The sequence below is a fragment of the Gardnerella vaginalis genome, from assembly GCF_040427915.1.
Taxonomy (GTDB): domain Bacteria; phylum Actinomycetota; class Actinomycetes; order Actinomycetales; family Bifidobacteriaceae; genus Bifidobacterium; species Bifidobacterium vaginale_C.
Genome location: NZ_JBETXJ010000002.1, coordinates 1,278,397 through 1,290,874 on the forward strand (window position 1 = coordinate 1,278,397; position 12,478 = coordinate 1,290,874).

Consider the following 12,478-nt stretch of genomic DNA (forward strand, 5'->3'; position numbering starts at 1 on the left):
GCCTTAGACTTTTATCATCATACGACATTCCCCTTGTCAGCTTCTTTCCTGCAACGAACGTTAAGGCTCTTTTTTGATGCATGGTTATCATCAGGGTAGTCTTGAAACATGTGAGACTGTCGTATTGATGTCAAGGGCTGATTAGGTGGGTGCATTTTTGCCCTTGTGTAGCAGGGGTTTGCGAGGGCTATCGTTAAAAGGTTTAATGCGTGCCTGTTCTAATCTGAGTTCTCGCGGTTTTTGAGACCAGTTTGGCTGTTTGAGGGAACATGTCTACGCTCTAGTGTCGAGTGCACAGGATGTTAACGTTAAAAAGTGCACACACTTTGCACCCCCTTGTCTAAAAAATTTAACATTTTGAAAGGAGGAATAATGGAAACAATAGTATCCGCTTTATTAGTTTTTGTTTCTACATCCATTGACTACTTAGTTGTTTTGACTATTTTATTCGCTAGTCAAGGAAAGAAAGGTTTGAAATCAATTTATGTAGGGCAGTATTTAGGTACAGGACTGCTTGTACTGGCTAGTCTTATTGCCGCTTACTTTTTAAATTTTATTCCACAAGATTGGATTATCGGACTCCTTGGTCTAATTCCGCTAGGTCTTGGTATAAGAGCAATTTTTGTGGATGAAGATATTGATGAAGAAGATATCGAGGGGAAAATTACCGGAAATGGATCAAAAATCTTAGCATTTACAAGTTTAACAGTGGCAATGGGTGGAGATAATTTAGGAATTTATATCCCTTATTTTACAGGAAAGAGTTTGATTGAGATTAGTATAAGTTTAGTAATATTTGCCTTAGGGATTTTGATTCTATGCAAATTATCTCAAAATCTCGCCTCAATTTCTGCTATCGGAGAGACTGTGGAAAAGTACGAAAAAATAATTGTACCAGTCGTGTTTATTGGACTCGGTCTCTATATATTGATTGAAAATGGAACTATTAATTATTTCATAGGTCAAGTCCTAAAAGTGGTGTAAATTCATTTCCTTCCCTTTATCTGCTATTTTTATGTTCAAACTCAAACGAGAAAATAAGTGGTGCTTCCCACCGTCACGGCGCTTCACCGTGCTATCTGATGCAGGAGGCTGATTAGGTGGGTGCATTTTTGCCCTTGTGTAGCAGGGGTTTGTGAGGGCTATCGTTAAAAGGTTTAGCGTGTGGCGGCTTTAGGCTGGCTTGGTGTGGTTTTTGAGCGCAGTTTGGCTGTATGAGGGAACATGTCTACGCTCTGGGGTTGAGTGCACAGGATGTTAACGTACTTCGCTTGCGTTGAAAGCACACTGTGCTTTCAACTTTGAGCAAGCTCAGCGAATCGAAGTGCATTCGCGAATTATGTTTTAATCGCTCATGCAGGTCGATTCGCCACTTTGCACCCACCCTGTGAAGTGAGGATATACAGTATAGTTTGCGTAATTATTTATCACGCAAAAAACATGATAATAAAATTTATACAAGCAAAAAGAGATGTTACTCAAATGGCATAATTGTAAAAAGTTACTTTATAACATTCTCCTATATCGTGGGGCTTAAATCTAAGCCCCACTTTTTATATTAAAAACTATTTTTTCAAATAAATAAAAGTCAAAGACTTTACATATTTAACGCTTATTCTTAGCTAAAATACCTGTTTTTAATATCATTCGTAAGCATGCACTGAACAAAAAAATACAAAACAATATATTGCATATAAAAGGTGAAATACTGCGCGCAGTTATTGCGCCTAAGTTTACAGTAAATGTCGCAAAAATACCGATAATAATTCCTTCAGTAAAATGAGTATAATGGTAACGAGCATTAGCAATACTACCACTTATAGCTGTAGGAAGCGTGACAAGCAAAGCAGTTCCTCTTGCCATAAGGTCTCCCATGCCGAGCAAAAGTTGCACGCATGGCACTATAATTCCTCCGCCACCAACGCCTAAAATACCTGAAAAAATACCAGAAAAAACGCCTATAAATATAAGACATATAGCTTTTAAAAAACTAACATTAAAATCTACATTTCTTAACGGAATCCAAACTTGACTAGAACATATAACTAGTAATACAAAAAGTGTAAAACACCAAGGAAATATTTTTTTAGGCAAAATATGTGAAAAATATACCCCAATTTGTGATCCGAAAACTGAACCTATTATTAGAAAAAATGCTGATAAAAATGACACTTTGCCGTCTAAACCGTAAACAATGCTTCCACAAAGCGACGTTATAATTATGGCAACAAGAGAAGTAGCAGTAGCATGACGCTGATCAAATTTCATAAAAACAGTTAATGCAGGAACTATCACAATTCCCCCACCTACAGCGAACAATCCTGATAAAAAACCTGCTAATAGTCCAATGAAAACGATTAAAACAATATTATGGAAATTATATTTGGTTTTAAAAATATTTCTCAACATATATCTTTTCTTCACAAATTACCTCCTCGTACTTTATCCACTACTTTTACTATGTTATATGAAAAATAGAATATTTCCATATTAGTTCAATTGTAATTTATGTATTTATTTATCTAATTAACGTAATTAATGGGTAATAAGAAGTTTATCGCAGAGACGAAAGATGTTCGTTTAACGGTGAAACGCGCTGATACCTTTGGCGTGAGCTTTGTTAACTGTGAACAAGATATGTTGAGGGTTGAGGAAGCGCAAAATGTTATAAGGCTTATTCAAACTAAAAAAGTCTCAGCTTCGAATTGGCTGAGGTGGTTTACTCAGGGTATGCCTGAAATTGTTGTGAGTTTGCCACATGATGTGGAATTTTGTGAGGTTGAATCTGATTCTAATCAAGTGCTCATCACGGATATTGAGATTGGTAAGCTTTATGTAGAAGTGAACAATGGCTTTGTATCCACTGGAGAAAGATAAAATTCATATTTAATGAAATTGACAATCAGGCCTTATGGAGGGTTTTATGGCTGAGATTTGGGATGCGTATGATAAAGAATTTAATAAATTAAAGAATATTACATTAGTGAGAGGAGAACCAATTCCTGACGGCATGTATCATTTGGTGGGCGAAGTAATTGTTAAACATATAGATGGGACTTACCTTATTATGCAAAGAGATTTTGAAAAGAAATTCGGTGGAATGTGGGAGTTGACAGCAGGTGGTTCTGCATTGCAATATGAAACACCATTAGAATGTGCAGTAAGAGAATTAAAAGAAGAAACAGGTATTGAAGCTTCAAAAATTATGGAGATCGGAAGATTTATGCAGGATGTTTACCACTCTCTTTATGTTGAATATCTATGCGTAACCGATTGTAAGAAAAATGCAATTGCTCTTCAAAAAGGAGAAACGGTTAATTATAAGTGGGTAGATAAAAAGAGCCTTTTGGAAATGAGCCAAGACGAGTTAGTATCATCAAGGGCAATCAAACTTATTAAAACAGTAGATATATAAATTCAAGTTTGGCTGTTTGAGGGAAGATATCAACGCTCTATGGTCGAGTGAACAGGATGTTAACGTACTTCGCTTGCGTTGAAAGCACACTGTGCTTTCAACTTGAGCAAGCTCAGCGAATCGAAGTGCATTCGCGAATTATATTTAATCGCTCATGCAAGTCGATTCGCCACTTTGCACCCAGGCTGTGAAGTGGTAAAATATAGCTCAAAAGTTAAAATGAGGCCTGATTATTAGTATGTGCACGAGGAGGTTTTTAAGGAATGGATAAGCTCGTTCGTTTTTGCCGTGAAGTAGCGACATTCGGCTTGACGGTTGCTTTAATCGCGATGCTGCTTGCCTTAATATGGGGTGGCACACTTGCTATTAGAGTTGGTTTTACCTCTTTTGTTATTGGTGTCACAGTGATCTCGCTTAAGACTGTCCTTCGAAAGACTGATTGAATTTTGTTTGGTTCAAGTCAATAGTTGAATATCTCACGTTGGGTGACTATTACTGATCTCTGTCAGTAATAGTCACTTCTTTTTATGAATATTAAAGTCAGGCTCAATGTCCGTCCTGTTTAGCCGGTGATTAGTTAGGGTGATCGTTAAAAGATTAACAACTGTATCAATGAAAATGCACGGAAATTGCAGAACCAGGATGAGTATGAGAAAAAATATGCGAGTCTAGTGAACAGGTTTAATACCGTAGAAGCAAGGCTTAAAGAAGTAAAAGCTAGCATTGTCGACAAGCAAGCAAGACGTGATGAGGTTGAATATTTTATTGATGGCTTGAAAAACAGGACTTGTTAACTGTGTTCTATGAAAACGTCTGACTTAGCATGGTTGACCATCTAACCGTGCATCAAGATGGAAAGGCTGATATTATCTTCCTTGATGGGAGTGTAATGAAAGTAGACGAGTAAATAACAAATATACAATATATGAAGGCAAGTCAATATAGATTTTTTCTTGTATAATTAACTCAAGAAAAGTTAGCATAAAAGGTTGGCAAGCCATGAAAAAACTGACAAAATCCTTGACAGACAGACAGTGTAGTTCTGTCTCTTTTCACGTAGAATTTTTTAATTGGTAGAAATATATATCTGATGGATAGGTATGTGTTCCTGCCTATTTTATGCAATTTTTCAAAACAATAAAAAGAACATTATTAGATTAAAAAGGAGGATTTATGAAAAATATGAAAAAATGCCCAAAGTGTGGGGGAAGTGAAATTATATTTGTGCCTGGATCTGCTGGGGCTTATGGGACTGGAAATAATGTTATGACTGGACATACAATTATGTCAGCAGTACCTGTTGATAGGTATATTTGCACTGCCTGTGGTTTTAGCGAGGAGTGGATTGACCTTGATAATATGGGTAAATTAAAAAAGAAATATGATGAGATTTAAATGAGAGTTACTTTTATATGAGGGTGGGATAATAGTTAAGACAGCAGGTCGAGGATTACAATCGACCTGTTTTTATGTTTAAGGCACTTAGCTTTCAAGATATAATGAGTATTAGAAGATAAATTTGTAAAAGCTCATTTCAATAGATGAAGGAGGTGCTTTCATGTCCAATTTAAACTCAAATTACACTAAGCAACTCATTGATGATTACTGTGTGCTAGATACCGAAACGACCGGCTTATCTGCTTATTATAATGAGATTATTGAGATTGGTATCTTAAAAGTTAGAAATAATGAGATAGTAGACCGTTATGATCAGCTGGTTAAGCCGAGTACCGGAGTAGATGGTTTTATTACAGCATTAACAGGAATAACTAATGAAATGTTGGAGAGTATGCCGTCTATCGCTGATGTGAAAACGGCTGTGCTTTCATTTATTGGTGAGGATATTATTCTTGGGCATAGTACTTCTTTTGATATGCGTTTTTTGAATGAGGGTTTTAAGGAACAATTGTCTAATCAGTATATGGATACGATGCAATTTGCTCGTAAACTGTATCCTGAGTTGAAGCATTACAGGCTTTCTGATTTAACTGATTATTTGGGTTTGCATAATAATGAGCATCGTGCTTTAGTTGATTGTATTGCGACGAAAGAATTATATGATGCTGTTAAAACACGCATGGCTGAGAAGAATCTAGTAATTGAAGATTTATGGCCTGTTAGCGGAAGTCACGGTGGTAAAGGGATAGATATCAAAGCAATTAAGCCTGATGAAGTGGTTGTTGATGAAGATGGATTTTTCTATAATCGGCACGTGGTTTTTACTGGTAAGCTTGAGAAAATGGTTCGCAAGGATGCTAAGCAGATTGTAGCGAATCTCGGCGGTGTCTTAGATAATAGTGTGACTAAGCAAACAAACTATCTGATACTTGGGGATAATGATTACAATGCAATTCTTAAAGGTGAGAAGTCATCAAAGCATAAGAAAGCAGAAAAGCTCAAGCTTGAGGGGCAAGATATAGAAATTATTGATGAGCGTACTTTCTATGATTTGTTAAATGAGTGAAATTGGATGATTGAGAGGTAGTTAGGTGTCTAAAATAAATGTTGAAGGTTCAGATATCAGCATTATTGCCATTGGCAATAGAGATTATATTTCTTTAACGGATATGGTTAGAAATATTGATAACGGTTCTGCTTTGATTGAAAAGTGGCTTAGGAATAAGAATACAATAGAGTTTTTAGGTATTTGGGAAGAAATGTATAACACGAATTTTAATTCCACCGAATTCGAGGGAATTAAAAATGAAGCAGGACTTAACCGTTTTATATTATCTGTTAAGCAATGGGTGTAGAAATCAATTTTATTTATGCAAATGAAGCGGATATTCTTAATGTTTCTTTATTTGGAATAACAGCTAAAGAGTGGCGTGATGAAAATCCGGATTTAAAATGCAATATTAGAGATTATGCAGATATATCTCAGCTTGTTTGCCTTTCTAATCTTGAGAATCTTAATGCGGTATTTATAAATGAAGGTATGAGTCAATCTGAAAGATTGGAGAAATTAAAGGCAAATAGCTATTGAACAAATGAGGATACTGTCTGAAAGTGAATCAATTAAAAAATTGCAATAAGCTGCGTCGTATCATTGGGAAACAGTAGCGGTGTCTCGGGAAGAGTTTCGTATACCAGAAAACTATATGAATAAGGATGAATTGTATCTCTTTGCGTCACGAGATATTCTGGATTCTCACTATGATTTGTCTAAAGTCACTCTTGGAGATAAGCCCATCAAATTAGTTGACTCACAGTTTAATTTGCCTAGTTCAGGGTATAAAGCTTTATTTTTAGTTGGTAAATTTGATTTAAAAGACAAGCCAAGCTCTAATGTTCTTAAAGTACCAGTACTTAATAAAATAGGTAATGTTGCTATAGGTTATAAGGAAAACTAGTAATATTTTTCACTCAAGAATCAAGCTATTAAGCCAATCTCAAACTTTTTAACGATAGCTTTTTCTATCGTTAAAAGATGCACCCACTATCCATAGTGTGCACTCAAAAAAGTGTAGCTATACTACCCGTTCTCTCAATCCATACAGAATCGGTGGCGCTCCTTTGCAAATCGCACTTAAATAATATATCGTTTTGATGACACCTGCTTGCGTACAGTCTAGGTCCTGAATTTAAAAAGTTGCTTGTTGAATATTATGAGGGTGAAGATTTGCAGGTGATTGCTTCGTTTATGATGGATATTGTTGGAAGCATTAAACGAGCACTGATTGGCTATTTTGTTTGCTGCGTGCATTTTCTGCATAAGAAGATAAGTTAACCAATTTGAGCGTAATTTTAAAGTTGAACTTGAAATTTACGCCCATTATTAGAACACTGCGGCTTCAATCTCAAAGGTGAATTTTTAATTTGTTTCGTTTATAATAGAAACAACTATAAAAAACAATAAATTTATCGACTATAATCGAAATTGTAAGCAAAGCTGTAATCGAAAGGTGTGAGGATATGTCATATATATTACGTAAAAAATATCTTAATAAGATCAAACCTTTTATTGACAAGCCTATTGTGAAGGTGATTACAGGTATGAGACGAGTGGGAAAGTCCACTTTGTTAAAAATGATTCAATCTGAATTGCTTGTAGACGTTCCTCAAAGTCGTATTATTTATATCAATTTAGAATCAGCTCAATACTTATCTGTGAAAAATGATTTTGATCTGCAGAAATTAATTACAGAACGTAGTCAACAAATAGAAGGTAAAATATATTTTTTCTTTGATGAAATTCAATTAGTTTCTCACTGGGAACGTGTTATAAATGCGCTTAGAGTTGATTATGATTGCGATATTTATTTGACTGGTTCTAACTCAAAATTATTGTCCGGAGAGCTTGCCACCTTGCTTGCAGGGCGTTACGTAAGTTTTGAGGTGCTTCCTTTTACTTTTAGCGAATTCGTGAATTTGTATCAAAGTTTGAATTTAAGCATACAGGAATTATTTCAGCTATATATCAAAATTGGTGGTATGCCTCCTCTTCATTATTTTAATGGGGAAGAGGAGCCGAGTTTTAGATATTTAAACGACATTTATAATACCGTTGTTGTTAAGGATATACTTGAATACAATTCGATCCGAGATGTTGACGTATTTAATCGCATTTTACTTTTTTGTTTAGATAATATTGGACAAAGTTTTTCAGCTAACAGTTTACGAAAATATTTTGTTAGCGAAAATCGTAAAGTTTCAGTCGATACCATTTTGAATTACTTGAATTTTTGCCAAGCGGCGTATCTTCTAAAAAAAGTTCCACGCTATGACAGTGTTGGGAAAAAGTTACTGACGGTTGAGGAAAAATATTATGTAACAGATCATGGTTTTAGGCAAGCAGTAGGTTTCTCAAACGTTGCGTCAATTGAACGTATTCTAGAAAATATTGTCTATATTGAGCTTTTGTCTCGTGGTTTTCAGGTTCAAGTTGGTCGTATTAATAATCAAGAAATCGATTTCATTGCTACTAGACAAGGTGAAACTGAGTATTATCAAGTCTCTTATTTGATGGCTAGCGAAGAGACTCGTAGCCGGGAATTTGGTGTTTATCGATTGGTTAAGGATAATTATCCTAAATATGTTTTGTCGATGGATACAATGAATTTTTCGCAAGAAGGGATTATACACAAATATTTACCAGATTTTCTACTAGAAGAGAATGCGTAATCTGCTTGATTTTGCTCTTATGTAGATTATGTTTCGCGATGGCTATTATTAAAAGGTTTAATTTGAAAGCGTAAGTGCGATGTTTCATAGTTTTCCTTGCGAATTGGCGGGATATTAGTACTACGATTGGCGAGTTTTCATTCCGACGATTGGCGAAATTCTGTTCCGATGTTTGGCGGCATCAGTGAAGATGATTGGAAAGGGCGGTGAAAAAATGAAAGAAAACGAATTGGCGGTCGGTTGCGCTCATTTGTCGGCAGAAATTGCGCTTTTAACGGCAATTGCCAACTGAACTTGCTACTACGCAACTGCTGTTTTAGCTATAATTTCACCATGATCATGATGAATTCTAGTTTGAAATGGAGATGTTTTTATGATTTTAGCAGATAAAATATTGGAACTGCGTAAACAAAACGGTTGGTCGCAGGAAGAATTGGCGGACAAATTGGGCGTCAGTCGCCAAGCTGTTTCCAAATGGGAAGGCGCACAAAGTATCCCGGATATGGAACGGATAATTGCATTGAGCCGTTTGTTTGGTGTTAGTGCAGATCTTCTGGTAAAAGATGAAATTGATGTTATGGGGAAGAACGTCAACGCAGATGAAAATGCCTGCCAGGAAGATGCTGGCGTTCGCATGCGGGTAATTGAACTGGAAGAAGCCTCCGCTTATATTGCTCATAGAATATCATTTGCCGCTTATGTTGCTCTAGGTGTTCTTCTTTGTATTCTGGCGGCAATCCCGTTGGTCGGCAGTGATCTTTTGCTTTCTCACACAGTAAATGCGCAAGTCGGTAAAACTATGGGCTTAGTATTTAGTGTTGCGATTATTACTGTAGCTGTAGCTATTTTTATTATTCAGAGTTTCCACGGAAAGCGTTATCAATATTTGGAAAAAGAGGACTTTGAAACAGCTTACGGTGTTGACAGTGTGCTCAAAGAACGCTTGGAACGGTTCATGCCGTCGTATGTGCTGCGGACGGTCAGTGGTGTCGTTTTATGTATGGTTGCTTTTATTTTTCTTATAATTTCGGATATAGCGCCGAAATTTTATCAACTTTCATCCGGCTTTTTTGTAGTTGTCGCTATTGCTCTGGTGGCAGCAGCTGTTTATTTATTCGTACAGGCGAATATTGTCCGCTCGTCCTATTACCGTTTGCTGCAACCAAAGAAAAAAACTGTCTATCCTACAAAGATTAGGTTATTCCTCCAAGCTTACTGGCTTATAGTTGTCTGCATTTATTTAGCCTACAGTTTCATTACGTCCGATTGGGGAAAAAGTTGGATTGTTTGGCCGTTGGCCGCATTGACTTACGGAGTAATAGAAGTGGTGCTCAAAGCGTGGAGGCTCGGAAAGAAATAAGTGACTTTCAGCGTCGATTTTGTGGCGATGTTTGGCGACGTCAGTGAGGATGATTGGAAAGCGCGGTGCGTAAAATACATGTCATCAAATCATAAAGGGCAAGATATTTAGTGTGCTGTGATAGTTTGCGTTTTCGTTCTGACATTTGTTTGTGTTCATAAAGGTGAGTGTAAGACTAAATAATCTTGTTAGAAAGAAAAAATTTGTGCTAGTTTGAAAGATTTAATAAAATACTCTCATTGGTGTAGCATACGTAAATAACAGTATCCGACGCGCCTCTTAACAATGCAGACCAAGTCGGGTCTTTTGATTTTTGGTCTATAACCCGATATTTAACAAGGGAGTTGTTCAAGTGGTGAATAGTAGGAAGTTTGTAGCAAAAACGAAAGATGTTAGCTTAACGGTTAGAAGGGCTGATTCTTTTAGTATTAGTTATGTTAATTGTGAAAAAGATATATTTCATATTGAAGAAAATCAAGACGGTATAAAACTTGTTCAAACAGAGAAAGTGTCGGCTTTTTACTGGTTGCGTTGGCTTGCTAAAGGCAGTCCTGAGGTCATTGTTTCGTTGCCAGAGAGTGTTGATTTTTGTGAGATTGAAGCTGAGTCGAATCAAGTATTAGTAACGGATATTAAAGCTGACAAGATTTATGCCGAGGTTCATAATGGCAGGGTGGAAGCAAGGAATGTTCAGGCGAATGATGTTTTTCTAAAGTGTCTTAATGGTTCTGCTGTGGCGAATAATGTTAAGGTTGTTGCTTCTTGCATGGTGGATACGTTAAATGGTACGAGTGTTTTAGAAGGAGAAATTACCAAGGGTGCATGTCTTGAAGTAGTTTGTGAGAATGGTATTAGCGAGGTTTCTGATAAGAATAAAGCTAATATTGGGCGCAAAACAGATGGATGTGCTCACTACGTTGTGCATTGTTTGAATGGGAAAGCTGTAGTGAAGTAATACTGTTGTGGTGTTTTATGTCCGCTACTTTGACTAGTCGCACGAAATAGAGTTTGTCATATTCTAAAAATGCTTCGGAATGTTGGAGTATTAGGCTTGGTGGTTTTTAATCCAAGTGTAAAGGTCATTTTCATTTGCTTTGCCTGATGCAACTTTGAGAATAATATCGATCAGTTCTTCATTTGGCAAGTTTCTCATAGACTTTTGTATTCTTTTTGATGAACATATCCGATAAAGCCATGACCTCATCATCAGCTGGAGTAGAAACCTCATCGGTTTTTGGGAATTCTAAAATCACATAGCGCGGAGAGTTGTTTTTTAGTATTACAGCTGAGCCGTATTTATCGACAAGACGAGCAACCTTTGAGAAGTTTTGATTGGCTTCATAAATTGAAATCAGCGTATCTGTATTTACATTCATAACGATAGCCTCCTTTTAAGGAGTTTGTACCCTATATTTTAGGATGAATCATTCCTAAGTATTTCAAATCTACGTCATAACTATTAACTCAGAAAAGATGTGACAGGTGTCAATCGGAACTCATGGTTTGCCGATTGAGGCTGTATAAATACAACAGTCTTAGGTTGAGCATTAGACGGCAACGTAGCAAAAAATACTTGACTAAAATACTTGACTATGACGTTGCGTAATACTTTATTCTAGTGATAAGGAAGGAGGTGAGATAGTGAAAACAGTGAATGAAGTCAGCAAGATAGCAGGAATTAGTATTCGTACTCTTCAGTATTACGACAAAATAGGTTTGTTAAAACCGTCTGCTTATTCGGAGTCAGGATATAGGTTGTATGGTGATGAGGATCTAAAGGTACTACAATCCATTTTGCTGTTTAAAGCTTTGGAATTTCCGCTCAAAGAAATTAAAGAAATAATAACCAGTGAGCATTTCGACAAAGATTTAGCACTGGAACAACAAATCAAATTATTAATTCTGAAAAAAGAGCATTTGGAAAATTTAATTCTTTTTGCAAAGGGATTAAAAGAATTAGGAGGTAACTATATGAACTTTACAGCATTTGACACAAGCAAAATTGATGAGTATGCCAAACAGGCAAAAGAGTATTGGGGAGATACACCGGAATTCAAGGAATTTGAAGCTAAAGAAAAAAGGAGAAACAGCGAGGAAACAAAAATGCTCCATAAACAACTCATGCTGATTTTTGCAGAATTTGGCAAGGTAAAATCACAACCCAGCGATTCAGTTGAAGTTCAGGCTTTGGTAAAGAAACTGCAGGACTTTATTACAGCTAATTTCTATAAGTGCTCGAATGAGATTTTATCTGGACTTGGCAAGATGTATGCTTCTGGTGGTGATTTTACGAAAAATATAGATGCGTTTGCAGGCGAAGGGACATCAGTATTTGTCAACAAGGCAATCGAATATTATTGCAAGTAAGTTTTATAATCGAGTTATTGATTAAAAACACTTAATTAATTAATGTAGTGCTCCCAAAAGTTGGACCAAAAATCTAACTTTTGGGATCATTGCAAAAAGGTGCTTTAATTTTCTACCAGAATAAAAAATTGTTTTGTAGAAAATAGATTCTCAAACTTTTTAACGATAGCTTTTTCTATCGTTAAAAGGTGCACCCAGTATCCATAGTGTGC

At 36.2% G+C, this 12,478-nt stretch carries 14 protein-coding genes and 2 pseudogenes; 14 read left to right on the forward strand and 2 right to left on the reverse strand.

Annotated features, from left to right (window positions below):
- The first annotated feature begins 372 nt into the window (after positions 1-372).
- A complete protein-coding gene (locus ABVC65_RS05185) occupies positions 373-984 on the forward strand; it encodes a CadD family cadmium resistance transporter (protein ID WP_353582751.1) in 612 nt (203 codons plus the stop codon).
- A gap of 621 nt (positions 985-1,605) precedes the next feature.
- Here the strand turns inward: ABVC65_RS05185 and ABVC65_RS05190 are convergent.
- Positions 1,606-2,409: a sulfite exporter TauE/SafE family protein gene (locus ABVC65_RS05190; RefSeq protein ID WP_016828854.1), complete on the reverse strand. Its 804-nt coding sequence runs from the start codon at positions 2,407-2,409 to the stop codon at positions 1,606-1,608.
- A gap of 129 nt (positions 2,410-2,538) precedes the next feature.
- Here ABVC65_RS05190 and ABVC65_RS05195 point away from each other — a divergent pair, with 129 nt between their 5' ends.
- From ABVC65_RS05195 to ABVC65_RS05245, 12 genes and pseudogenes are all read left to right on the forward strand, one after another.
- A complete protein-coding gene (locus tag ABVC65_RS05195; RefSeq protein ID WP_353582752.1) occupies positions 2,539-2,877 on the forward strand; it encodes a hypothetical protein in 339 nt (112 codons plus the stop codon).
- A gap of 46 nt (positions 2,878-2,923) precedes the next feature.
- Positions 2,924-3,415 (forward strand): NUDIX hydrolase, encoded by a 492-nt coding sequence (locus ABVC65_RS05200; protein WP_004123511.1) that lies wholly within the window; start codon positions 2,924-2,926, stop codon positions 3,413-3,415.
- A gap of 263 nt (positions 3,416-3,678) precedes the next feature.
- Complete coding sequence (locus ABVC65_RS05205) at positions 3,679-3,858, forward strand: hypothetical protein (RefSeq protein ID WP_016813572.1); 180 nt, start codon at positions 3,679-3,681, stop codon at positions 3,856-3,858.
- Between the two features lie 186 nt (positions 3,859-4,044).
- Positions 4,045-4,322, forward strand: a pseudogene (locus ABVC65_RS05210) (hypothetical protein).
- A 266-nt stretch (positions 4,323-4,588) separates the two neighbouring features.
- On the forward strand, positions 4,589-4,810 hold the full coding sequence (locus tag ABVC65_RS05215) for a hypothetical protein (RefSeq protein ID WP_353582753.1): 222 nt from the start codon (positions 4,589-4,591) through the stop codon (positions 4,808-4,810).
- 163 nt (positions 4,811-4,973) lie between these two features.
- Positions 4,974-5,879, forward strand: coding sequence for an exonuclease domain-containing protein (locus ABVC65_RS05220; protein ID WP_353582754.1), 906 nt, complete (start codon positions 4,974-4,976; stop codon positions 5,877-5,879).
- 25 nt (positions 5,880-5,904) lie between these two features.
- Positions 5,905-6,168, forward strand: a complete 264-nt coding sequence (locus tag ABVC65_RS06570) for a KilA-N domain-containing protein (RefSeq protein WP_435528277.1) — start codon at positions 5,905-5,907, stop codon at positions 6,166-6,168.
- Positions 6,159-6,401 carry a hypothetical protein gene (locus ABVC65_RS06575; protein ID WP_435528278.1) on the forward strand — a complete coding sequence of 81 codons (243 nt, stop codon included), beginning with the start codon at positions 6,159-6,161 and terminating at the stop codon, positions 6,399-6,401. Before ABVC65_RS06570 ends, ABVC65_RS06575 begins: the two co-directional genes overlap by 10 nt.
- 52 nt (positions 6,402-6,453) lie before the next feature.
- Positions 6,454-6,768, forward strand: a pseudogene (locus tag ABVC65_RS05230) (hypothetical protein); the annotation flags it as partial.
- A 562-nt stretch (positions 6,769-7,330) separates the two neighbouring features.
- Positions 7,331-8,539 (forward strand): ATP-binding protein, encoded by a 1,209-nt coding sequence (locus ABVC65_RS05235; protein WP_004120547.1) that lies wholly within the window; start codon positions 7,331-7,333, stop codon positions 8,537-8,539.
- A gap of 373 nt (positions 8,540-8,912) precedes the next feature.
- On the forward strand, positions 8,913-9,899 hold the full coding sequence (locus tag ABVC65_RS05240) for a helix-turn-helix domain-containing protein (protein ID WP_353582755.1): 987 nt from the start codon (positions 8,913-8,915) through the stop codon (positions 9,897-9,899).
- Between the two features lie 352 nt (positions 9,900-10,251).
- Positions 10,252-10,854 (forward strand): DUF4097 family beta strand repeat-containing protein, encoded by a 603-nt coding sequence (locus ABVC65_RS05245; RefSeq protein ID WP_353582756.1) that lies wholly within the window; start codon positions 10,252-10,254, stop codon positions 10,852-10,854.
- Positions 10,855-11,032: 178 nt separating this feature from the next.
- Here the strand turns inward: ABVC65_RS05245 and ABVC65_RS05250 are convergent, their stop codons facing one another.
- On the reverse strand, positions 11,033-11,275 hold the full coding sequence (locus ABVC65_RS05250; RefSeq protein ID WP_353582757.1) for a type II toxin-antitoxin system Phd/YefM family antitoxin: 243 nt from the start codon (positions 11,273-11,275) through the stop codon (positions 11,033-11,035).
- Between the two features lie 265 nt (positions 11,276-11,540).
- Here ABVC65_RS05250 and ABVC65_RS05255 point away from each other — a divergent pair, with 265 nt between their 5' ends.
- The gene (locus tag ABVC65_RS05255) at positions 11,541-12,266 is read left to right on the forward strand and encodes a MerR family transcriptional regulator (RefSeq protein ID WP_353582758.1); all 726 of its coding nucleotides are present in this window, start codon (positions 11,541-11,543) and stop codon (positions 12,264-12,266) included.
- Positions 12,267-12,478: the final 212 nt, after the last annotated feature.